The 23,976-nt window shown below is 33.2% G+C and carries 16 protein-coding genes; 5 read left to right on the plus strand and 11 right to left on the minus strand.

What is annotated here, in order from left to right:
• Nucleotides 1-177 precede the first annotated feature (177 nt).
• From Q4512_RS14085 to Q4512_RS14095, 3 genes are all read right to left on the minus strand, one after another.
• Entirely contained in the window at nucleotides 178-1,938 is a 1,761-nt protein-coding gene (locus Q4512_RS14085) for a CocE/NonD family hydrolase (RefSeq protein WP_303425794.1), read from the minus strand.
• 159 nt (nucleotides 1,939-2,097) lie between these two features.
• Complete coding sequence (locus Q4512_RS14090) at nucleotides 2,098-3,825, minus strand: amidohydrolase (protein WP_303425796.1); 1,728 nt, start codon at nucleotides 3,823-3,825, stop codon at nucleotides 2,098-2,100.
• Nucleotides 3,826-4,220: 395 nt separating this feature from the next.
• On the minus strand, nucleotides 4,221-5,714 hold the full coding sequence (locus Q4512_RS14095) for a YfcC family protein (protein WP_303425797.1): 1,494 nt from the start codon (nucleotides 5,712-5,714) through the stop codon (nucleotides 4,221-4,223).
• A gap of 128 nt (nucleotides 5,715-5,842) precedes the next feature.
• On the opposite strand from Q4512_RS14095, the gene Q4512_RS14100 reads away from it, so the two are divergent.
• The gene (locus Q4512_RS14100) at nucleotides 5,843-6,508 is read left to right on the plus strand and encodes a uracil-DNA glycosylase (protein WP_303425798.1); all 666 of its coding nucleotides are present in this window, start codon (nucleotides 5,843-5,845) and stop codon (nucleotides 6,506-6,508) included.
• 275 nt (nucleotides 6,509-6,783) lie between these two features.
• Here Q4512_RS14100 and Q4512_RS14105 read toward each other — a convergent pair whose 3' ends face one another.
• The 5 genes from Q4512_RS14105 to Q4512_RS14125 are packed head-to-tail and all read right to left on the minus strand — an operon-like array spanning nucleotide 6,784 to nucleotide 10,780.
• A complete protein-coding gene (locus Q4512_RS14105) occupies nucleotides 6,784-7,638 on the minus strand; it encodes a substrate-binding domain-containing protein (RefSeq protein WP_303425799.1) in 855 nt (284 codons plus the stop codon).
• A 55-nt stretch (nucleotides 7,639-7,693) separates the two neighbouring features.
• Nucleotides 7,694-8,563, minus strand: a complete 870-nt coding sequence (locus tag Q4512_RS14110; RefSeq protein WP_303425800.1) for a nucleoside phosphorylase — start codon at nucleotides 8,561-8,563, stop codon at nucleotides 7,694-7,696.
• Complete coding sequence (locus Q4512_RS14115) at nucleotides 8,553-9,494, minus strand: DUF1835 domain-containing protein (protein WP_303425802.1); 942 nt, start codon at nucleotides 9,492-9,494, stop codon at nucleotides 8,553-8,555. Before Q4512_RS14115 ends, Q4512_RS14110 begins: the two co-directional genes overlap by 11 nt.
• Before the next feature lie 2 nt (nucleotides 9,495-9,496).
• Nucleotides 9,497-9,826, minus strand: coding sequence for a translation initiation factor (locus Q4512_RS14120; RefSeq protein WP_303425804.1), 330 nt, complete (start codon nucleotides 9,824-9,826; stop codon nucleotides 9,497-9,499).
• 3 nt (nucleotides 9,827-9,829) lie between these two features.
• Nucleotides 9,830-10,780, minus strand: coding sequence for an isopenicillin N synthase family oxygenase (locus tag Q4512_RS14125; protein WP_303425805.1), 951 nt, complete (start codon nucleotides 10,778-10,780; stop codon nucleotides 9,830-9,832).
• Nucleotides 10,781-10,921: 141 nt separating this feature from the next.
• Here Q4512_RS14125 and Q4512_RS14130 point away from each other — a divergent pair, with 141 nt between their 5' ends.
• Nucleotides 10,922-12,898: a dehydrogenase E1 component subunit alpha/beta gene (locus Q4512_RS14130; protein ID WP_303425818.1), complete on the plus strand. Its 1,977-nt coding sequence runs from the start codon at nucleotides 10,922-10,924 to the stop codon at nucleotides 12,896-12,898.
• Between the two features lie 29 nt (nucleotides 12,899-12,927).
• Here the strand turns inward: Q4512_RS14130 and Q4512_RS14135 are convergent, their stop codons facing one another.
• Both Q4512_RS14135 and Q4512_RS14140 read right to left on the minus strand, forming a co-directional pair.
• Nucleotides 12,928-13,497: a biopolymer transporter ExbD gene (locus Q4512_RS14135; protein WP_303425807.1), complete on the minus strand. Its 570-nt coding sequence runs from the start codon at nucleotides 13,495-13,497 to the stop codon at nucleotides 12,928-12,930.
• 109 nt (nucleotides 13,498-13,606) lie between these two features.
• Nucleotides 13,607-13,741, minus strand: a complete 135-nt coding sequence (locus Q4512_RS14140; RefSeq protein WP_303425809.1) for a hypothetical protein — start codon at nucleotides 13,739-13,741, stop codon at nucleotides 13,607-13,609.
• A gap of 557 nt (nucleotides 13,742-14,298) precedes the next feature.
• Between Q4512_RS14140 and Q4512_RS14145 the strand changes: the two genes are divergently transcribed.
• Together Q4512_RS14145 and Q4512_RS14150 are read left to right on the plus strand one after the other, a co-directional pair.
• On the plus strand, nucleotides 14,299-14,994 hold the full coding sequence (locus tag Q4512_RS14145; protein ID WP_303425811.1) for a hypothetical protein: 696 nt from the start codon (nucleotides 14,299-14,301) through the stop codon (nucleotides 14,992-14,994).
• A gap of 83 nt (nucleotides 14,995-15,077) precedes the next feature.
• Nucleotides 15,078-16,634, plus strand: coding sequence for a DEAD/DEAH box helicase (locus tag Q4512_RS14150; RefSeq protein WP_303425812.1), 1,557 nt, complete (start codon nucleotides 15,078-15,080; stop codon nucleotides 16,632-16,634).
• A gap of 28 nt (nucleotides 16,635-16,662) precedes the next feature.
• Here Q4512_RS14150 and Q4512_RS14155 read toward each other — a convergent pair whose 3' ends face one another.
• A complete protein-coding gene (locus tag Q4512_RS14155; protein ID WP_303425813.1) occupies nucleotides 16,663-18,954 on the minus strand; it encodes a type IA DNA topoisomerase in 2,292 nt (763 codons plus the stop codon).
• Between the two features lie 319 nt (nucleotides 18,955-19,273).
• Here Q4512_RS14155 and Q4512_RS14160 point away from each other — a divergent pair.
• Nucleotides 19,274-23,976: hypothetical protein (locus Q4512_RS14160; protein WP_303425815.1), on the plus strand; the 4,703-nt coding region annotated here is incomplete at its 3' end.

Here is a 23,976-nt window from a genome sequence, read left to right on the forward strand (position 1 = left end):
ATACGTAGTTCTACGTGTTTTTTGTAAAGTTACTGCCAGTACTTCTCTAGAAGAAGGTATAACAAGCCTTGGTAACCTCCTTAAGGGAAACCGTATAGCTAGTCTAAAAATCTAAGAAGCCTTTTGTAAGTAGGCGAGAAGCTGGTAATTAATTATATGTGGTATTACGCACAGGTTTTATTTCACTATTGGTAATTCTAAAAAAGATTTATTTGTTTTATTCCTATATATGCTCAAAGTTGGTATTCCTTCGGTCGGAACTTTGTCAAATGTGTCTTTATCTGCCCCGGAAATTGCAATTCTAATAGAATGCCCTTTCTTTATGCGTATAGATGTTGGATGTAACTTAAAGCTAATTTCTTTTATTGTATCCATTGGCATAGGGGATGCATCCAATTTTTTAAATGAATGATACGGTATCGTATTAAACATAGCATTCTTAGATAATTTTCGATGTTGAAGCAAAAGGCCTCCTTCTGTGATATACCTGCTTTTTCCACTTGGGTCTACATCTTCTAAGTAGACAAAAATGGCACCTTCTTTGTGTGTAGATGACAGACTGAGAGAAATGACGGGAACTCCTGTAATTTGAAGCGGCTCTTCAAGAGGTGCAGTGGTATACGTTTGCATTAAGGAATCGGCAGCATTGCGATTATTGAGGTTAAGAACGTGATTTCCCATTTGGGTTATCCATCGATTATTTGTACCAGTACTTACAGAAAAGTCCACTAGATATGCATCCATACCCTGAGGTGCTTCTGATGCTGAAGCATTTAATTTTCCGTTGGCATCTAAATAATACCTAATTCTTTCTTGCCCTTTGGGTGGCCAAACATCAGATTGTTTAAATGATTCTTCTCCAAAATTATAGTACTTAATTGTTGGCCAATCTTCAACGTCTTTATTTTCCCCTTTTATATAATGGTCAAAGAAGTTACGTTGCAGTATAAGCTGTTCCGTTACCGATGGAACAGGTGCAACAATACTATCAGAAACAACAAATGGGCTTGCATGAGAACGTCCGCCATGTGAAGTTGGCATCATGACAACTTTTTGCGGATTGGTAAAATGCTGTAACCTTAATAAAGTGCCTTCTGCTGTTCCAGCATCAAGCCAACTTGTAAGAACAAGCATGGGTACATTGGATTCTGAAATTTCCTTTTTCCAATACAAGGGGTCAAGTTCTTCGAATTTGACATCCCCAAATTTGGAATCTTTGAATGGTGATGCAGTTAGGGTTTCCAATACGTTTGGATTGTTTTTGTGTTCTTTGATTGCCTCTGTTGGAACATCTTCACGCACACGCCTGACACTTACGCCCAGATGCTCCACTGAATTTTGGTCTAACCAATCAACATATTGACTCCATGGCGCTATAAAACTAGTTGCAAGCATTCCATAAGGACGACTAGGACTCTCATAAACGTCAAAATCTGACCAACCAGGGATAACCGCTTTAATGGCTGGATGTTGAGTTGCACATAAAAGCTCTGCTGTTGTTCCAGAGTAAGAGGTGCCATAGGCTCCCACCTTACCATCAGACCAGGGTTGGTTTACCACCCAATCCACAATGTACCAAGCATCTTTTACTTCTGTAGGCGTGTATTCTCCTAAACGTACTCCATAAGAAGCACCTGTTCCCCTGACGTCCACTTTTGCAAGGATATAATCATGGTCAAGAAAATACTTATCGCGATTACTGAGTGAGGCAATTGGCTTTCCTGTTTTCGCGTCTTCTTTCCCTCTCCAGTATCGGGTAAATTCAAAGAGCACAGGAAGTTTTTGATTTTTGTGTTTTTCTGGAAAGTAAACATCCACAGCCAACTTCGTTCCATGGACAGCAGGGACATAATAAGACGCAACATTGTTTTCTTGCGAAAAACTGAATGGATAAATGGAAACAAAAATGAGTATAAATAAAAATCTTTTAGTTGTCATTTTCTAGGTATGTTAAATTACATATAACGTGCTCGTATACTATTAGTTACAAGTTTAAATAACTAATTTAGCAAATAAATCACAGATAGAATATTCCGTAGGAATGTTCTTAAGATGGTATTGGTCTAAAAATTAGTGCTATACATTGTTATGCTATCGTTATTTTGTTTCTTTCTTGTAAACGACTTCACCATTAAAAATAGTCATGGCGATTTCCGTATTTAAAATCTGATTTTCTTCCACAGTCATTAAATCTTGATTGAAAATGGTAAAATCAGCAAGCTTACCACTGGAAATAGAACCTTTAATATTTTCTTCAAAGGCACCATAAGCTGCATCTAAGGTGTAGGATTTTAATGCTTGCATTCGTGTCATTTTTTGTTCTGGCTCATAACCGCCTTCAGGAGTTCCTTTAAGTGTTTTTCGGCTTACACTAGCATAGAAACTAGCAATAGGATTAAGAGGCTCTACAGGCACGTCCGTTCCATTTACAATAGGAACGCCACTCTGTAATAACGCTTGCCACATGTAAGCACCTTCTTTGATACGTTTTTCACCCAAACGGTCAATAGCCCAAGGTCTATCGGAAGACAAGTGTATGGCTTGCATTGCTGGAATTACATGCAATGCAGCAAAACGAGGAATATCATCAGGATGTAGATGTTGCGCATGTTCAATACGGAATCGATGATCGGCATCTAACATGTTTAATTCTTTTAACGCCAATTCATATTGATTCAGAATTTCTCTATTGGCACGATCTCCAATGGCATGCGAACAGATTTGAAAATTGTTTTGCAGTCCTTTTATTGCGACTTCTTTTACTATATCCATTGGAAGCGTTTCATGGCCATAGTGCCCTTGGCGATCTGTGTACGGTTCTAAAAGCCAAGCGCCTCTAGAGCCTAAAGCACCATCACAACTTAATTTTATAGAACGTATCGTTAACCGATGGTCCGGATCTATTCTTGGACCTTTTTCAAACCATTCTTCAAGTAATTCTTCACCACCTCTTAACATGGCATACATTCTAACATTCATTTTTCCAGCAGATTTCATGTCATCAAATAGTTCTATAATATCTTTTGAAATACCTGCGTCATGAAAACTAGTGATACCATTTTTATGGCATGCTTCCATAGCTAGATGAAACGCTTGCATGTTTGTTTCTGGAGTCTCTTCGGGCATATGCTTGTAAATCATAGTTATTGCATGTTCATTGAAAATACCTGTTGGCATACCAGATGCATCTACAATAACTTCTCCACCTTCCATAGCATACGACTGGATTCCTTCTTTACGTAAGCCTGTTAAACCAGCAATTTCCATAGCCTTAGCATTTGCGAATCCTGCGTGGCCACTTGCATGAAATAAAAAAACAGGATTTTCTGGGGATACTTCGCTGAGTAAATGATGCGTTTGAAATCCTTTAACGGTGTTTGCAGGCATACTGTCCCATTTGCTTTGGTGCCAACCGCTACCAATTATCCATTCGCCTGGTTTAGACGTTTTTACTTTCGCAGCAACAGCGTCTACAATATCTTGATAGCTAGTGGTATGCATAAGATTAAGCTCTAATTCGTTATAGCCTAAGCCCATAAAATGACCATGCCCTTCAATTAAGCCTGGTGTCATTGTCTTCCCTTCTAAATCGATAAGTTCCGTTTGTTCATTTTGATAGTTTTTGGCTTCCTCAAAACTTCCAGCAAAGAGAATTTTATCCTTTTTGGTTACCACGGCCTCCACTGTTGTTTGTGTAGAGTCTACTGTATAAATGGTTCCGCCATGAATAATCATGGTGCCATATTCTTTATTATTATTATTAGCACAGGAGCTTAAAAAAAGGCAGGCTATTATTATATTTAATGTATAAAATCGTAGTGTCATGATAGTTGTAATTTGTTTTAGTTGGTTAATTAATATTCGTCCTATACTTTAGCTAGCATAATATAGAATTTGTTGTTTATTCATTTTAGCATTGGTTAGTGGTTTTTGGTTATGTATCAAAACATATTACATAATAACTAAAGGTATTCTTTTTTTTTATTAATAAAGCGCTTATAGTCATGTAGTTGAAAGAAACTAAATTATCATTTAAAAACCCTTTTTGCAATACGTATTTCTACGTGTATTTAGTAATGTGAATGATAGTAGTTTTTCAGTAGGTCGTGAAAGCTATTTCATCCTATGAAACAGCAGTATAAAAAACAGGGTAGCTACCAAGAAATAGGATATTAATAAACTCGTTTATGCTAACGGCATCGATTCCGCGAAAGCGTTATTTATAAATAGCTAGAAACGGTCATTACTATTAAAGTAAAGACGATTAGGATGATGAATAAAGGCATCACGAATTTTAACCATTTGTTGAAACCGACTTTTACTACTGCTAGCGAGGCTAAAATTAAACCAGTAGGATTTACAAAATAGAAAAGCCCCATACCGTATTGATAGGCATTTACTACAATTTCGCGTCCAACACCAACACTATCTGCTAGTGGCGACATGATTGGCATGGTAAGTACAGCCATACCAGAACTACTTGGAATGAAAAAGGAAAGTCCGGCATAGACTGCTGTCATGGCACTTGCAAAAACACCTTTATTCATGTCTTGGGTTAAGGAACTTGCATAATGTAAAAGGGTATCACTAATTAATCCGTCCGCCATAATAACCGTTACTCCACGTGCAATCCCAATAATTAGGGCAACACCTAATAAGTCTCCTGCTCCTTTAACAAAGGTGTCGATAAATTCGGTTTCTTTAATTTTGGCAATAAAACCAATAAGAATGGATCCAACTAAGAAGGTAGCAGTCATTTCTACAAACCACCATTCTAAGGCTACTACACCATAAATCATGATGATAAAGCAAAGCGCAAATACAATTAAGGATAAACGTAATCGAGTTGTAAATGCAATTATTTTAGTGTTTTCGTGATTGAATAATGCTGCTATTTGTTTTTGTTGGTCGTAAATAATAGATTTAGTAGGATCTTTTTGTACGCGTTTACCATAACGTATAATGTAAACCAATGCTATAGTTAAACAGGAAGCTAACATAAATAGTCTTCCGCCAAGTCCTGTAGTCCAACTTAATCCAGCTGCATCACTTGCTATAATTGTACTAAAGGGATTGATCGTAGAGCACATGGTACCAATAGCACTTCCTAAAAAGATACAAGCAATACCTACCATGGCATCGTATTTTGCAGCTAAAAATACGGGAATTAGAATAGGGAAGAAGGCAATGGTTTCTTCGGCAAAGCCAAAGGTTGTTCCTCCTGCAGCTACTAAGGTGGTTACTAAAATTATGAGGATAAATTCGCGTCCTTTTAGTGCATTGGCGAGCCAAGAAATACCAGCATCAAACGCACCTGTACTATTAATAATACCGATTAAACCTCCAATAATTAAAACGAGAAAAATGATGTCTGCAGCTTCTATAATTCCTTTTACAGGAGATTTAATAAATTCTAAAACACCTTGTGGTTTGGATTCTAGTTTTTTATAAGTATTAGGTATGTTTATGGGTTTGTAGATATCGCCATTAGTGAATTTTTCTAATGGGATTTTGATATTTAGTGATTCTAAATGGTCTTGTGTTGCTGGAAGGATTTCCGATTTTTCAATACCAATTCTAGTGAATGTATTATCGTCTTTATTATAGCCTAAAGTTTCGTATTTACCAGCAGGAACGACCCAAGTAAGTAAGGTTACTAATCCTGCAATAATTAGTAAAATGGTTTGTGCCGATGGAAATTTTAGTTTTTTCATAGGTTTTTCCCAAGTATGGGATTTAATTATGTTTAAATATGGAAATATAAAAAAAAGGGTTCTATATTTTTTATCAAGTTTAAAGATAGTATTATTTTACACTTTCATAAATTTTGAATAAAAAAAAGATGTATATAAGTAATAGTTGGAAAATACATTTAAACGAAACCTTTAATAAACCGTATTATAAATCATTAATGAAGTTTGTGGATGAGGAATATGAAAATCACAAATGCTTTCCTGCAAAAGAAAATATTTTTAATGCTTTCAATTTATGTGCTTTTGAAGATTTAAAAGTGGTTATTATTGGTCAAGACCCGTATCATGATGATGGTCAGGCTAATGGTTTGTGTTTTAGTGTTAATGAAGGTGTAGCATTACCACCCTCTTTAAAAAATATTTTTAAAGAGTTAGAAAATGATTTAGGTACTTGTTTTTCAAAAAATGGTAACCTAGAGCATTGGGCAAAGCAAGGAGTATTGTTGTTAAATGCTACACTAACTGTTAGAGCACACCAAGCTGGAAGTCATCAAAAAAAAGGTTGGGAAACTTTTACAGATACTGTAATACAATTAATAAGTGATAAAAAAGAAAATGTAATATTTTTACTTTGGGGTGGTTTTGCTAAAAAGAAAGCAAAAATAATAGATAGTAAAAAACACACAATTTTATGTTCTGGACATCCATCTCCATTAAGTGCTAATCGAGGATATTGGTTTGGAAATAAACATTTTAGTTCTGTTAACTTCCGGTTGGAGCAAGTTGGTTTGAAGCCTCTTGTTTGGCTGGTCTAACGCTTACTACACCTTTGTTTTTGTCTAACATTTTTAAGCGTTTAGTTGTTTTATTACAACTAAATACTAATAGAAGGAAGTTAATAGCAACTAAAAAAATAAGAACAGAAGTAATGATTAATAGCATATGAACTAATTTATTATTTGTAGGTTTGGATTACAAATATAAGATTTTAGTTAAATAAAGTTAACAAAAATTAACAATCTTAAATAATTAAGTAGTTAAACTGCAATATTTTAAGGATTAAATGCTGACTTTGTATAGAATTTATACCTTATAATTTTGTAACCAATTGATCATAGTTCCATTTTTCTGGAATGATATCTAAATCAAATAACTTTTCTTGCACATTTGCTATTGTTTTTTCATCAATAACTTCTTGAGACCATTCTGTTAAGCTTAGCCATTCTTGTACATCTTCTAATTTTTGTTCGTATCGGTTTGCTATTGTTTTGTCGATAGATGGGATATCTTTAAATTCTTCGGTAGTATTATTTATAATATTTAAAATGGTTTTTACATCCTCTTTATTGTTTTGTAAAAATTCTGTTCTTACTGCAATAACAAAACAAGGCCAGGGGGAAGGACAATTTGCAATGCGTCTAAAAGTACCATTATCGACTAAGGGTTTAGTGGTGAATTTTTCCCACATAAAATAGTCTGCTTTTTCATTGGTTAATCCTTCAACAGCACCATCTAGGTTTTTAATCACCTCAAAGTGTAAGTCCTGATCTAAGTTCCAATTGTTGTTTTGCGCGTTAATGTAAGCCATTAAATGCGAACCAGAGCCATATCTGCTAATTGCAGCTTTTGTACCTTTTAAGTCTTCTATAGATGCATATTTAGAATGCTCTGCTACGTGAATTCCCCAAATAAGCGGAGAGTCTACAAAGGTTTGTACAATAGTACTTGGATTTCCTGCTATAATATCTTTTACAATACCTTCGGTAAGTATAACAGCCAAATCTATTTCTCCATCACGAAGTGCGTTACACATTTGTCCTGTGCCTCCAAAATAATCTTTCCAACGAAGATTGATTCCTTCGTCTTTATATTCTCCATTTTTAAGTGTTAAGTACCAGGCTAAATTAAAATGTTCTGGTACACCACCAATTTTTACTGTCTTCATATTTTTCCGCGAAAGCGATAATTGTATTACTTTTTATTCGCACCAAAGTGGGAAATTATTCTACTATTTTATTTAAAGTATATTCTATAAGCGCATTAACTACCGCTTTTGGGTCTTTACTAAACTCGCCAGTTGCTCTATTTGCAATAATAGCGTTCATAGACAATGCTTTATGCCCTAAAAGTTTAGCAATCCCGTAAATACCTGCAGTTTCCATTTCTAGGTTTGTTATAGCCATTCCTTTAAAATTAAAGCTTGCAAGGGTATCGTTTAAATGGTTATCCTGAATTGGTAAACGAAGAATTCGGCCTTGTGGTCCATAAAAACCAACATTAGTTGCTGTAAAACCTGTAACCGTTTTATTGGATTTTATTTTATTTAATAATGAAGAATCACAAGTTACTATATAAGGATCTGATTTTTTATTGAACCAGTTTGTGTGTTGCATTAATGCTTCCGAAATTTCTGTATTTTGCACATGTTCGCTTTCATAAAAATGAAGTAAACTATCAAAACCTGCAGCATACTCGCTAACTAAAAAAGCATCAATAGGAATGTTTTTTTGTATGGAACCAGAAGTACCAATTCTAATAATATTTAGAGTGGTTAATGTATCTTTAATTTCTCTTTTATTAAAATCTATATTTACTAAAGCATCTAATTCGTTAAAAACAATATCTATGTTATCTGTTCCAATTCCGGTAGAAATTACAGTTAGCCTTTTGCCTTTATAAATTCCTGTTTGTGTATGAAATTCTCTTTTATGTGTAGAAAATTCAATCGTATCAAAATGCTTGGTTACACTTTTAACACGATCTGGATCACCAACTGTTATAATTGTATCTGCTATATGTTCTGGTTTTAAATTTAAATGATAGACGCTTCCATCAGGATTTAAAATTAATTCAGATTCTTTAATTGGCATGCATTATTGTTTTTATGAGTTTATTTTCTTTTTTGTTAAACTGAAAATCTAAACGATTAACATTGCCATAAATCATGTTGTCGTTAATTTCTGAAGCATAGTTTTTCTTTCCTAAAAGTACTTCATGTCCTTTTCTGTTTAAGCGAATACTATCATTATCTTCGGTATAAAATATGGCTAGGTTTTCTATAATTCGCATTAATTGAATGTCGCCAAAACCATAATATCCTTGGTAGTTTAACGCATAACCTAACAGGTGATGTTTTGACTTGATATCATACTTATTAATAATATTTAATGTGTTTTGCTCTAGAGTACTTAGTCCTGTTTTAGAATCTGGAAAACGTTTTAAATGTGCTTTAAGACAAATGCCTAGATATTCAAAAGAGGATTTTTTTGTAATGTATTTTTTTAGCAAGTTATGGTCTGTACCACAATAAATTTGCCAAACACTAACAGCAATATCTCTATCGCTTTCTTGTAGTTTAATTCTGCCTTTATAGTGCGAGTCTAATTGTTCGGGAGTTAGTTCGCTTAAACCTTTTAAATGGTCTTCATTTGCTATTCTTCCACTGCAAACTAAAGAAATAGGTAAATTTATTTTTCGTTCGTTTAAAAGACTTAGTACGGCTACCATGTTTAAATGGCAAAATAAATCGTATTCAAACCATAAAACGATTTCTGAATATTGGTCTACAGTATCTAATTTATGTAGTTCGTTTTTATATTCGTATTCATCAACTTCAATATTATAAAACTCGTTTAAAAAGTCTTTTCTAACTTTAATGAATGCATCTGTATTGATAATTCGATTTGCAGGACCTTCGCATAGCATTTCGTGCCATGTTAAAAAATCTCCTTTGTAATTTAAGTCGTTTAAATAATTCGTTAAGTTACTGCCATTTGTAATATGAAGTATATTGTCTTTCATGTTTAGCCTCCAACTCGTTTTACGTTAAATCCTTTTTCTTTAAGCATTTCCATGATTTTATCTCTATAATCACCTTGAATGATAATTTTATCCTCTTTAAAACTTCCACCAACACTTAATTTGGTCTTCAGTTCTTTTGCAAGGGCTTTAAAATCTTCAGTAGCTCCAGTATATCCATCTAAAATAGTAATAGGTTTACCTTTGCGTTTTTCGTATTTACAAAGAATAGGATCGTCTTGCATCCAAATTCCTTTTTCTGTAGCATCTTCTTTTTTAGGAGTTTCTTCTACATGGTCTGGAAACAAGTTTTTAAGTTGGTCTTGTAAGTCCATGGACTATTTTTTAATTAGGCCTAATTCTACAAGGCGTTCATGTAAAAATTCACCAGCAGTGATATCTTCATATAATTTTGGGTTATCTTCATCTATACAACTTTCTAAAACATTTAATTTCATATCACTTATTGGGTGCATAAAAAATGGCATAGAATAACGAGAAGTTCCCCAAAGTTCTCTTGGCGGATTAATAACTCGGTGTATCGTAGATTTTAATTTATTGTTGGTATGACGAGAAAGCATGTCACCAACATTAATCATTAATTCGTCTGGTTCTGCAATAGCGTCTATCCATTCACCATCATGTTTTTGCACTTGTAAACCTCTTCCTTGCGCACCCATTAAAAGGGTTATTAAATTAATGTCACCATGAGCAGCAGCACGAACTGCATTTTTTGGTTCATTAATAATAGGAGGGTAGTGTATTGGTCTTAAAATAGAATTACCATTATGTATGTATTGGTCAAAATATGTTTCTTCTAAGTTTAGGTATAAAGCCAAAGCTCGTAAAACGTATTTAGCCGTTTTTTCTAGCATTCTATAGGTTTCTTTTCCAATTTTGTTAAACTCTGGTAATTCTTTAACCGAAACATTTGCAGGATATTCTTCTTCTAATTTAGGGTTGTTTTCTACAAACTGACCAAAATGCCAAAATTCTTTTAAATCTCCTTCTTTTTTTCCTTTAGCACTTTCTTTACCAAAAGATATATAGCCACGTTGCCCTCCAATACCTGGTACTTCATAGCTGCGTTTTGTTTCTACAGGAAGGTCGAAAAAGTTCTTTACTTCTCCGTATAAATTATTTACTAAAGTATCCTCTAAAAAATGCCCTTTCAGTGCAACAAAACCTATTTCTTCATAAGCTTTACCTATTTCATCTACAAATTTTTGCTTTCTTGTTACGTCGCCTGAAACAAAGTCTTTCAGGTTCACACTAGGTATTCTATCCATAAATCTTTTATTTTATAAGTCGAATTACAAATGTAACGAAAATCTTGAGTAAAAATAAACTTAAAAGTGGCATAACATGAAAAATTAGTTACATTTGATATATAAAAATACAAGGTATTGGAAACGTTTTCTAAAGCAATCATGAACTACAACAAAGAAGGGTTAAGTAATGAAATCTTAATCGATTTATATAAAAGCATGCTGAAACCTAGACTGATAGAGGAGAAGATGCTCATTCTGTTAAGACAAGGAAAAATCTCTAAATGGTTTTCTGGTATTGGCCAAGAGGCTATTTCTGTTGGAGTAACAAAAGCCATGTTAAACGAAGAATATATTTTGCCAATGCATCGTAATTTAGGGGTTTTTACTACTCGTGAAATACCATTATATAGATTATTTGCACAATGGCAAGGCAAAGCTAGCGGATTTACAAAGGGTAGAGACAGAAGTTTTCACTTTGGAACTCAAGAATACAATATTGTAGGTATGATCTCGCATTTAGGACCACAATTAGGGGTTGCTGATGGGATTGCTCTAGCAAGTAAGTTAAAAAACAAAAAACAAGTAACCGCCGTTTTTACTGGTGAAGGCGGAACTAGCGAAGGAGATTTTCACGAAGCTTTAAACGTAGCTTCGGTTTGGCAATTACCTGTCTTATTCTGTATCGAAAACAATGGCTATGGCTTATCTACTCCAACAAGTGAGCAATATAATTGCAAGGATTTAGCAGATAGAGCTTTAGGTTATGGAATGGAAAGCCATATTATTGATGGAAACAATATTTTAGAAGTTTATACTAAAGTGAACGCTTTCGCGGAAGACATTCGGAAAAATCCACGCCCTATTTTACTAGAATTTAAAACGTTTAGGATGCGAGGTCATGAAGAAGCTAGTGGAACAAAGTATGTGCCTCAAGACTTATTAGATGCTTGGGCAGCGAAAGATCCTTTAGAAAACTATCAAGAATTTTTAAAGAACGAAGGTATTCTTGACGAAGTTTTAGAGGTGAAACTAAAAGAGGAAATAGTTCATGAAATTAATGAGCATTTAGATTTAGCCTATGCGGAAGAAGCAATATTGCCATCTGAAAGTGAAGAGTTAAGTGATGTATATAAAAATTATGTATATCAGGAAGTTATTCCTAACAAAGAAACAAAAGAATTAAGATTGGTTGATGCTATTTCTGAAGGATTAAAACAAAGCATGGAACGTTATGATGATTTAGTTATCATGGGGCAAGATGTTGCAGAATATGGTGGTGTTTTTAAAATTACTGATGGTTTTGTAAATGCCTTTGGAAAAGATAGAGTTCGTAATACACCTATTTGTGAATCTGCAATTGTAGAAACAGGGATGGGACTTTCTATAGCTGGTATAAAGAGTGTGGTAGAAATGCAATTTGCAGATTTTGTAACTTCTGGTTTTAATCCTGTAGTAAATTATTTAGCAAAAAGCCATTATCGATGGAACCAGAATGCAGATGTAGTATTACGTATGCCTTGTGGAGCAGGAGTGGCTGCTGGACCTTTTCATAGCCAAACTAACGAAGCTTGGTTTACAAAAACTCCAGGTTTAAAAGTAGTATATCCAGCGTTTCCTTATGATGCAAAAGGACTTTTAGCTACAGCAATTAATGACCCAAATCCAGTACTATTCTTTGAGCATAAAGCGCTGTATAGAAGTATCCGTCAAGAAGTGCCAACAGATTATTATACATTACCACTCGGTAAAGCTTCGCTTTTAAGAGAAGGCGATGCGGTTTCTATAATCGCTTATGGAGCCGCTGTGCATTGGGCTTTAAGTACTTTAGAAAAACATAGTGATATAGATGCAGATGTTATTGATTTGCGCTCGTTACAACCTTTAGATACTGAAACTATTTATACTTCTGTAAAGAAAACAGGTAAAGCAATCATATTGCAAGAAGATTCGCTTTTTGGCGGAATTGCTAGTGATATTTCTGCTTTAATTATGGAAAATTGCTTCGAGCAATTAGACGCTCCTGTAAAACGTGTCGCGAGTATGAAAACACCAATTCCTTTTATTGGTCAGCTAGAGGACCAGTACTTATCTCGAGATAAGTTTGAAGGGGAATTGTTGAAGTTGTTAGCGTATTAAGGCTTCTTTCTAAAAGAATTAAATAGCATTTATCGTATTATATATTTCGTTTCCGCTTCACTAATTATAAAAGGATACGCTTCTCGAATCTCTTTCATTTCTCGAGGTGTTAATGAATCCTCCGTTTTGTTGAATTTATTCTTGCTGTATGCATTTCGCAATTCATAATAGGCCTTTGTAATTTCATCTTGCACTTTTACAAAAAGCGTATAGCTGGTATTTCTATCATTTTGAAGGGAAATAACAGCTTCGGTTGGCTTATCAGAAGAAGTAGTTGCTTGTTTTCCGTTACAATACAAGCAGGTAGCTTCGCCGTTGTTATCAATAAAATCTTTAGTTAAATTTTTAATGTCCGAAACACTTACCAATTCATTTTCTACTAAAATTTCATCCTTTCCGTTTAGAACAATTCGTAACACATTGCGTTCGTTTAAATCTGTAGAACAATCTACATTTGGAGGGCATTCTCTGGGTAGTTTCCTGTTTATGCCTTCATCGGAAGCGATAGTTGTAGTTACCAAAAAAAAGATTAATAATAAGAATGCAATGTCTGCCATAGAACCTGCATTTACTGTTGGTGAAGATTTTGAGTATCTCATGCTAGTAAATATTTAAGATTAATAGATGTATACATTCACAAAAACGATACCACAAAAAAAGCCAATTAACTTTTATATTAATTGACTTTTTTAAGAGTGACTAATTCTTTTAATGTGCGAACCTGTTCGCGCCTTTCCAAAGGGTAGTGTTAGTGTTACAAAAACGAATAACATGTCTATTTACAAGGTTTTGCTCTTCTACAATACCACTTACTTTTTTAGATAGTTTTGCTAATGTTCTCATAACTCTGGTGGTTTTTTTATGGATTAATTGATTGATTGATTGATTGATTGATTGATTGATGTTTCTTTTAAATAATTATCTGTAACGTCTTTTGCTATTCCAAGCGTGACTTTTCGTGTTATTTAAAGTTCCTGATACCTGATTGTTGTTTAAAGTTCTCATAATTTTTGTTTTAGATTGATTGATTGATTGATTGATTGATGTTTTCTTTTAAATGATTATCTGAAACGTCTTTTGCTATTCCAAGCGTGGCTTTTTGTGTTATTTAAAGTTCCAGATAATTGATTGTTGTTTAAAGTTCTCATGATTTTTGTTTTTTGATTGTTATACTTAATAGACGATACAAAAATCAAATTGTTACAGTACTATGCAATACATAATAGTAATTTAACACATTTTAACATTAATAAGATAAAAACAAACGAATTAACAGCACTATAAGTTCTGTTAAACACATGTATTACGTTAAATAAATTAAAAAGAGGGTATTAAAATTGCATAATTGAAACTTAGGAACGATTTTTGAAAACAGAGAATAGAATTATTCTAAATATATCATGCGAGTACTCTTTTTAATTTTTATATGTTTTTTAAGTTTCAACCTTCAGGCACAAATTGATAGTGAGCAAAAGTCTGTAGCAATTCCTGTTATAGAAAGTGAAGAAGGAGAGATAGAAGAAGAAGCTAAAGAAGATGAAGGCAAGCCAATAAACAACCAAGGTTTTGTTGTTCCTAAAGAAGATAACATAAATGGGATGACAGTACCGAAGCAAAATCATCCTATGGATTTGCCAAAAAAAGAATTTTCTATGTTTAGCCAAGAAGAATTTGGAAACCCTGGAGAATTATACCAAGACAAGATTAATAAGCATGCAAGTTATACCGACCTTAAAAAGGAGAAACAATTTAGAGGTAATACAACGACACAATTTTTTGGAGACCACAAAACAGCTTCCGAAAATATAAATATAGTCTATAGGGATTATGGTGCTTTTGATGGAGATCATATTCGTGTATTTATTAACGACGATATTGTAAAAGCAACTGTGTTATTAACTCCTGACTACAGTGGATTTAAGTTTAAGTTAGTAGAAGGCATTAATAAAATTGATTTTTTTGCTCTAGATACTGGACAAGTTTCTCCAAATACAGCAGAATTTCAAATTCTAGACGATTTTGGTAATGTTATTTCCGGAAACCAATGGAATTTAGCCAAAGGGGTAAAAGCTTCGATCCTTATAATTAAAGAGTAAATAACTATTTTTTTTTAAATTTCTTCTTAAATACCCTTTATAAACAGTAAAAAGATGTTATTTTTGCACATCTTAAAATTTTTATGGGAAACGTTATTAATACTACAGAACAAGAAGAAAGAAACGAAGGTAAAAACCTTTATAGCTACCAAAAAGGAGCAATTAATAGAATTTTCAAGGCTTTTGAAGATGCTCCAGAAGACTACCATCTTTTGTACCAATTACCAACAGGAGGAGGAAAGACCGTTATTTTTTCTGAAATTGTTAGACAATATTTAAAGCATCACAAAAAGAAAGTTTTAGTGATGACACACCGAATCGAATTATGTAAACAAACTTCAAGTATGCTTACCAGTTTTGGTGTAGAAAATAAAATTGTAAGTAGTAAAGCAAACCTAGATGACCAAGCAAAATATAGTTGTTTTGTGGCAATGGTGGAAACTTTAAACAATAGACTACAAGAAGACAAATTAGATATATCTGACATTGGACTAGTAATTATTGATGAAGCGCATTATAACTCTTTTACAAAACTATTTAAGTTTTTCGAAAAGTCTTTTATACTTGGAGTTACAGCTACACCTTTAAGTTCGAATATTAAGCTTCCAATGAATGACAATTATAACGAGCTTATTGTTGGTGAAACTATTGAACATCTTATTGAAAATGAATTTTTAGCGCAAGCAGAAGTATATTCTTATAATGTAGGCTTAACCTCATTAATAGTAGGTGCAAATGGAGATTATACCGTAAAGTCTTCCGAAGATCTATACACAAACACAGACATGCTCTCTAAGCTTATTCAGGCTTACGAAGAAAGATGTAAAGGTAAAAAAACATTAATCTTTAATAATGGAATTAATACATCTTTACATGTTTATGATACTTTTAGAAGAGCAGGATATCCTGTTGCACACTTAGACAATACCAACACCAAAAAAGAACGTAAAGCTATTTTAAAATGGTTTCATGAAACGCCAGATGCCATCTTAACATCTGTAAGTATTTTAACTACAGGTTTCGATGAGCCAACAGTAGAAGCAATTATTTTAAATAGAGCAACAAAATCGTTAACACTGTATTACCAGATGATTGGTAGAGGTTCTCGTATCTTAAAAAACAAATCTACTTTTCAGGTTATCGATTTAGGAAACAATTTACACCGATTTGGACCTTGGGGAGCAGACTTAGATTGGCAACGTATTTTTAGAACACCAAATTTCTACTTAGATGGTCTTATAAATGATGAAGACATTGAAGATAACTTTAGATATGAAATGCCTGATGAGCTTAGAGCTGAGTTTTCTAAATCTAAAGAAGTCTATTTTGATATTAAAAAAACATATATAGACTCTATTAAAAGAGGAGAATCTTCTAAAGTGGTACTTGAACGTTCCATTATTCATCATGCCAAAATTTGTATCGAAAATTCGGAAGACGTATATGATGCTCTTGGTTTGGCAAAAATGCTAGGTGACGATATTGATTATAGAATTGGTAGATATACCAAATGTATTAGTAAAAGTACCTACAACTTTGTAGATTGGCTAAAAAACGATTACAGATTGAAACTTCGTGCGTATTTACGTGATAATTTTGATACTGTTTTTGAAGAAATTCACGGTAGAAAACCAGAGTAAGGCTTTATTTTAAAGTTGAATTAAAACTTTAATTATAACTACTCAAAATTTTAAAAACCAAAGCTTTAGTTAGTTTTTGGTTTTTTGCTTTTGTACGCAAATCATCAAAAGTATATATAAAGTCACATCCTGATTTATAAGCAGAACAACCATAGGCTGTTTTTCCTTTTATAACCGTTCCTTTTTTGCATTTCGGACAAGTTAAAGAGTCTGGTATTTTGTCTGCAGCTGTCTTTTTTGGCTCCAATACTAATCTAAAATTATCATCAAAACGAAGTAATCCATCTACTTTTCCGTTTGCTGTTTTAAAGCCTTTTAGATGGACTGTAGATCCTTTTTGTAGTAAACGAATATATTGTTTGTCTGATATCTTTTTCCCTTCAAAACTAAACGGTAAAATAAGTTTACATCCATTTGCATAATTAGCACAACCATAAGCAGATTTTCCTTTTATAAGTTTAGCTTGTTTACATTTGGGGCAAGTTTCTGTAGTTACTCCAGCCGTTTTTTTAGTTGCTTTTTTAGTGGATGTCTTCTTAACTGTTGTTGCATAACTAATATTCGCTCGTTTGGTTTCACTACGTACTTCATATACCAATTGATCTACCATTCGTTTCATGTTTTTTATAAAAACACTAGCGCTAAACTCTCCTTTTTCAATATCTTTTAATTGCTTTTCCCAAGAACCTGTAAGTTCTGCAGATTTCAATAATTCATTTTGAATAGTATCGATTAATTGAATTCCTGTTGTAGTTGGTAAAATCTGCTTTTTATTTCGCTTTATATATTTACGCTTAAATAATGTTTCAATAATATTGGCGCGAGTTGAAGGTCTTCCTATTCCGTTATCTTTCATTAATTCTCGCAACTCATCATCATCTACTTGTTTTCCTGCTGTTTCCATAGCACGTAGGAGGGAAGCTTCTGTAAATTGATTTGGTGGTTTGGTTTGTTTTTCTAAAAAAGAAGGTGTATGCGGACCATTTTCTCCTTTAACAAATGTAGGAAGCATGCCACTTTCTTTGGTTGGTTTGTCTTTATTTTCAAAGACAACACGCCATCCTTTTTTTAAAATTTCTTTTCCTGTAGTTTTAAAATTTACATCGGTAGCTTTACCAATAACTGTAGTGTTGGAAACCGAACAATCTTCATAAAAAACAGCGATAAATCGTTTTACAATAATATTATAAACCTGTTGCTGGTTGTATTGTAAATTCATTTGCATTCCTGTTGGAATAATTGCATGGTGATCGGTTACTTTTTTATCATTAAAAACTTTAGATGATTTTTTAATTTTCTTACCAAGTAGTGGTGCTGTTAAGCTCGCATATTTTGTCAAATTTTTAAGAATCCCTTCTACTTTTGGGTATACATCATTTGGTAAAAATGTAGTATCTACTCTAGGATAGGTAACTACTTTTTGTTCGTATAGTTTTTGAACAATCTTTAAAGTTTCGTCTGCAGAAAACCCAAACTTCGTATTACAATATACTTGTAAACCAGTTAAATCGAATAGTTTTGGAGCATATTCGGTTCCTTTTTTCTTCGTAATAGAAACAATTTCAAAAGGAGCTTCTTTCACTTTATTGGCTAGTATTTCGCCATCTTCCATTTTAAGAAAACGACCTTCTTCATAACTAAATAAGGTGTCTCGATACATGGTTTGTAATTCCCAATACGGTTGTGGTTTAAAGTTTTCAATTTCTTTAAAACGATTTACAACCATTGCTAGAGTAGGAGTTTGCACTCTTCCAACCGAAAGTACTTGTTTGTATCCTCCATGTTTTACCGTATATAATCTTGTGGCATTCATTCCTAAAAGCCAATCTCCAATTGCTCGTGAAAAACCTGCGTAATATAAATTATCGTAATTTTTTGAAGGCTTTAAATTATTAAAACCTTCTTTTATAGCTTCTGTAGTAAGTGATGAAATCCAAAGTCGTTGAACTTCTCCTTTATAATTTGCCTGTTCTAAAACCCAACGTTGTATGAGTTCTCCTTCTTGTCCTGCATCCCCACAATTTATTACCACATCTGCTTTATCAAAAAGGCTTTTTACAATTTTAAACTGTTTTTGTATTCCAGAATTGGAAACCACTTTGGTTTTAAACTTTTCTGGTAACATGGGTAAGTTGTTAAGGTCCCAACTTTTCCAATAGGGTTTATAGTCATTGGGTTCCATTAAAGTACATAAATGCCCGAAGGTATAAGTTACTGCATAACCATTGCCTTCATAATAACCATCACGCTTCGAATTTGCTCCTAAAACAGAAGCAATTTCTCTAGCAACACTAGGTTTTTCGGCAATGCATACTTTCATATAGTGTAATTATTTTTTTATTAAAGGATAGATGTTGCATTCATATACACAGTTGATTAAACGAATATATAATCAAGAATGAATGGTTCATGTGTTTTTATTTATAACTTTTGGATGGGTACTTGTTGTTTATCTAAAAATAGTGCTTTAGTAAATTTTTGATGTGCAAAATACATAAATTTCAGTTTTATATAAAGTGAAAAACAGTATCTATTAATGGAGTTATAAACAATATAATATTGATAAAAATATAGAACTATTTCAATATTAATACTTTAATAATTTCACTAAATAATTTATTGTAACTATTTTCGTATACATGAAGTTATATTATTTTTTATTGGTATTCTTTTTTAGTTTTACTTTAGCGCAATCGCAAACAACAGCGATTCCCGATGTGAATTTTGAGCAAGAATTAGTAAATCAAGGTATTGATACTAATGGTCTAAACGGAAATATTCTAGATGTAGACGCGCAAGCTATTACGAACTTAACGCTTGGAGGCACTGCTATTTCTAATATTACAGGAATTAATGCTTTTGTAAACCTTATTGATTTAGATTTAGGTAATAACCCAATTGTAGATATTCATTTAAATGCTTTAACCCAATTAACAGCAATTAATAATCGAAGTAATGATGCATTAAATAGTATTGATTTTTCTCAAAACATTGCATTAGAAAATATTTATTTATCGAGTAATACTGCTGTGGTTGGAAATTCTTCTATAACTACTTTAGATTTTTCCCAAAATATAAATGCCATAGACATTACCATAAATTATCATGGACTAGTAGACGATTTAATTTTGCCTGTCACAAATACCTTAACCGATATAACTATTGCGAGAATAAATGATGCTACCTTAGATTTTTCTCTAATAGCAAATTTAGAAAACCTAATTATAAATAGAAGTGAAGTCAGTACCGTAATTACCTTACCAAATGTTTATACCAATTTAGTATATCTTTCTCTTAGCAATATTGATATTCCTACTATTGACATCTCTAATTATATAAATTTAGAAGAAATTCGTTTATCGGAAACCATGGTAGAGAATCTACTATTGCCAAATTCTTCGACACTTACAGAAATTTATATCTTTAGACACGATATACAACATCTTATAGATTTTTCAGTAATACCAAATTTAGTCGATTTAGATTTCACGTATAACGATATAACTCCTTTAATTGTAGACCTCAGGCAAAACCTATTATTAATAAATCTAGATCTAGGAAATAATGATATGGATACTATTGATCTTAGTCAGAATATACTATTACAGGACTTAGAATTAGACAATAATAATTTTACTACACTAGATTTAACGCAAAACGTGTTATTAGAGGATATTGACCTTTCAAGAAATCAATTGCCAAATATTGATTTAACACAAAATATTCTCTTAGAATATGTTACATTAAGTTATAATTTATTACCAGATTTAGATGTTACTAATAATATAGCTTTAAGACATTTAATTATTTCTAATAATCTCTTTACAACTACCGGGTTAGACTTAACGCAAAATGGAGAACTAGCCTATTTAAATATTTCTAACAACCAGGTGGAATCTTTATATATTTTAGATTGTGTCAAATTAGTAAATATCGTTGCTAGTTATAATCTGTTTTCTGGTACCGATTTGCTCGATCAATTGTTTACTGTAAAGTCTAATTATTATGGAATTAGTGCTTCGAATATTATAGATGTAAGTTTTAATAATCTTTCTGGACCCATGCCAGATTTTGCTAGTTTGGCAGGAAGTAATGCGAATTATTTTCGATTCTATTATCATAATAATGCTTTTGAATTTGGACATATTGAAAATCAGCATAATGATTTAGTATATCTTTTATCACAAACCAATACTTTTGGTTCTTCAGAGTTACCAATAATGACCCAATATTGGTATGCACCACAAGCAAAAGTAGATACTATAGATACCATAAATGCCAATGCAGGAGACAGTGTTACCCTTACTACCGTTTGTGCAGGAGCCCAAAACCATTATACCTGGTTTAAAGATGGCATTGCTATTCCTGGAGCGCCAGATTCTCCTAACTATACTATTCCTTCTGTTAATAGTTGTGATACTGCAGTATACCATTCCGAAATAACTAGTGATTTGGTTCCTTTTGATAATACAAATCCGCCAGGAACTAGTGGTAAAAACTTATTACTAATTAGAAATGATATTACGCTAAATATTACCTCTCCTACAGAAACTTGTACTTCTCTTATTTCTCCCATAGACGGCAGCACAAATATTCCTATAAATGAAGTGTTAACTTGGACAGAAAGTCTTGGTGCTTGTGGTTATTATTTGAGTATTGGTACTACTTCTGGAGGTACAGACATACTAAATAACATAGATGTTGGAGATGTAGAAAGTTATTCTTTAGGATTCGATTTTCCTTCCAATACACAGGTTTTTGTTACCATAACACCTTATTTTTATAACGGTACAGTTTTAAATTGTACCGAAGAAAGTTTCACTACTACAAATACAGCTAGTCCAACTGTTTGCACTACTATAATTACTCCTGCAAATAATGACACCAATGTAATTGCTTCTACTAATATTTCTTGGAATGCTGCTAGTTATGCGAATGGATATTATATTAATATTGGAACGACTTCTGGTGGTACTGATATTGTAGCTAATGAAGATGTTGGCAATACTACTACCTACAATCCTATAGCAGACTTACCAAGTAATACCCAAATATTTGTAAACATTACTCCATATAATTCTTTAGGAAGTATCACAGGTTGTACAGAGGAGTCTTTTACTACAGAAGGATTTCTTCCGAATTGTACAACGCTAACTTCTCCTTTAAATAATGACACCAACGTTTCGGTTGCTACTGCAATTTCTTGGAATGCCATTGCAAATGCGACAGGTTATTTTATCTCCATTGGAACCACTTCCGGAGGATCGGAAATTCTGCCAAGTACCGATGTAGCTAATGTTACTACTTACAATCCGGTTTCCGATTTACCAGAAAACACAACAATTTATGTTTCTATAATTCCGTATAATGCGGCAGGAAATGCAACAACTTGTTCTGAAGAAAGTTTTACAACGGAAGCTTTAATTCCGAATTGTACAACGCTAACTTCTCCTTTAAATAATGACACCAACGTTTCGGTTGCTACTGCAATTTCTTGGAATACAATAGCCAATGCGACTGGTTATTTTATCTCCATTGGAACCACTTCTGGAGGATCGGAAATTCTACCAAGTACCGATGTAGCTAATGTTACTACTTACAATCCAGTTTCCGATTTACCAGAAAACACAACAATTTATGTTTCTATAATTCCGTATAATGCTGCAGGAAATGCAACAACTTGTTCTGAAGAAAGTTTTACAACCGAAGCTTTAATTCCGAATTGTACAACGCTAACTTCTCCTTTAAATAATGACACCAACGTTTCGGTTGCTACTGCAATTTCTTGGAATGCCATAGCCAATGCGACTGGTTATTTTATCTCCATTGGAACCACTTCCGGAGGATCGGAAATTCTACCAAGTACCGATGTAGCTAATGTTACTACTTACAATCCGGTTTCCGATTTACCAGAAAACACAACAATTTATGTTACTATAATTCCGTATAATGCCGCAGGAAATGCAACAACTTGTTCTGAAGAAAGTTTTACAACGGAAGCTTTAATTCCGAATTGTACAACGCTAACTTCCCCTTTAAATAATGACACCAACGTTTCGGTTGCTACTGCAATTTCTTGGAATGCCATTGCAAATGCGACAGGTTATTTTATCTCCATTGGAACCACTTCCGGAGGGTCGGAAATTCTGCCAAGTACCGATGTAGCTAATGTTACTACTTACAATCCGGTTTCCGATTTACCAGAAAACACAATAATTTATGTTTCTATAATTCCATATAATGCGGCAGGAAATGCAACAGCTTGTTCTGAAGAAAGTTTTACAACCGAAGCTTTAATTCCGAATTGTACAACGCTAACTTCTCCTTTAAATAATGACACCAACGTTTCGGTTTCTACTGCAATTTCTTGGAATGCCATTGCAAATGCGACAGGTTATTTTATCTCCATTGGAACCACTTCCGGAGGGTCGGAAATTCTACCAAGTACCGATGTAGCTAATGTTACTACTTACAATCCGGTTTCCGATTTACCAGAAAACACAATAATTTATGTTTCTATAATTCCGTATAATGCGGCAGGAAATGCAACAACTTGTTCTGAAGAAAGTTTTACAATAGAATCTCTTCAAGTGGGTTGTGTGGAATTAACTTCTCCTATCAGTGCAGAAATTGATGTTCCTGTGGATTCCATATTGACTTGGGATGTAAGTGAAAATGCAACAAATTATGAAATATATGTTGGGACTAGTTTAGGTGGTTCAGAGTTATATATTGTTACTTTAGATGCAAGTATAACTTCACTCAATTTGCCTTTTGATTTACCATCGAATACCTTAATATTTGTTGAAGTATTCGCTTATAGTACTATTTCTGGATTAGGAACTATTTGTGTTTCCCATTTTACTACCGAAGTTTTAGAACCGAATTGTACGTCCTTAATTTTACCAATAAATAATGATACGAATGTTTCGGTTTCTTCTAATGTTTCTTGGAATGCAATTAGCAATGCTACAGGATATTCTCTAAATATAGGAACTACTGCTGGTGGCACAGAAATAGTAAATAACGAGGATGTTGGAAATGTTACTACTTACAATCCGACTTCCGATTTACCAGAAAACACAACAATTTATGTTACTATAATTCCGTATAATGCGGCAGGAAATGCAACAGCATGTTTTGAAGAAAGTTTTACAACGGAAGCTTTAATTCCGAATTGTACAATGCTAACTACTCCTTTAAATAATGACGCCAACGTTTCGGTTTCTACTGCAATTTCTTGGAATGCCATTGCAAATGCGACAGGTTATTTTATCTCCATTGGAACCACTTCCGGAGGATCGGAAATTCTACCAAGTACCGATGTAGCTAATGTTACTAC

Origin of the sequence: Oceanihabitans sp. 2_MG-2023, from assembly GCF_030547245.1 — a bacterium.
In the GTDB taxonomy this organism is placed as follows: domain Bacteria; phylum Bacteroidota; class Bacteroidia; order Flavobacteriales; family Flavobacteriaceae; genus Oceanihabitans.

Excerpts from the sequence above, each read along its gene's own strand:
- Q4512_RS14085 (WP_303425794.1), bottom strand. The coding sequence starts at position 1,938 with ATGACAACTAAAAGATTTTTATTTATACTCATTTTTGTTTCCATTTAT.
- Q4512_RS14090 (WP_303425796.1), bottom strand. The coding sequence starts at position 3,825 with ATGACACTACGATTTTATACATTAAATATAATAATAGCCTGCCTTTTT.
- Q4512_RS14100 (WP_303425798.1), top strand. The coding sequence starts at position 5,843 with ATGTATATAAGTAATAGTTGGAAAATACATTTAAACGAAACCTTTAAT.
- Q4512_RS14115 (WP_303425802.1), bottom strand. The coding sequence starts at position 9,494 with ATGAAAGACAATATACTTCATATTACAAATGGCAGTAACTTAACGAAT.
- Q4512_RS14150 (WP_303425812.1), top strand. The coding sequence starts at position 15,078 with ATGGGAAACGTTATTAATACTACAGAACAAGAAGAAAGAAACGAAGGT.
- Q4512_RS14105 (WP_303425799.1), bottom strand. The coding sequence starts at position 7,638 with ATGAAGACAGTAAAAATTGGTGGTGTACCAGAACATTTTAATTTAGCC.
- Q4512_RS14140 (WP_303425809.1), bottom strand. The coding sequence starts at position 13,741 with ATGAGAACATTAGCAAAACTATCTAAAAAAGTAAGTGGTATTGTAGAA.
- Q4512_RS14145 (WP_303425811.1), top strand. The coding sequence starts at position 14,299 with ATGCGAGTACTCTTTTTAATTTTTATATGTTTTTTAAGTTTCAACCTT.
- Q4512_RS14130 (WP_303425818.1), top strand. The coding sequence starts at position 10,922 with ATGAACTACAACAAAGAAGGGTTAAGTAATGAAATCTTAATCGATTTA.
- Q4512_RS14155 (WP_303425813.1), bottom strand. The coding sequence starts at position 18,954 with ATGAAAGTATGCATTGCCGAAAAACCTAGTGTTGCTAGAGAAATTGCT.
- Q4512_RS14135 (WP_303425807.1), bottom strand. The coding sequence starts at position 13,497 with ATGAGATACTCAAAATCTTCACCAACAGTAAATGCAGGTTCTATGGCA.
- Q4512_RS14095 (WP_303425797.1), bottom strand. The coding sequence starts at position 5,714 with ATGAAAAAACTAAAATTTCCATCGGCACAAACCATTTTACTAATTATT.
- Q4512_RS14125 (WP_303425805.1), bottom strand. The coding sequence starts at position 10,780 with ATGGATAGAATACCTAGTGTGAACCTGAAAGACTTTGTTTCAGGCGAC.
- Q4512_RS14120 (WP_303425804.1), bottom strand. The coding sequence starts at position 9,826 with ATGGACTTACAAGACCAACTTAAAAACTTGTTTCCAGACCATGTAGAA.
- Q4512_RS14110 (WP_303425800.1), bottom strand. The coding sequence starts at position 8,563 with ATGCCAATTAAAGAATCTGAATTAATTTTAAATCCTGATGGAAGCGTC.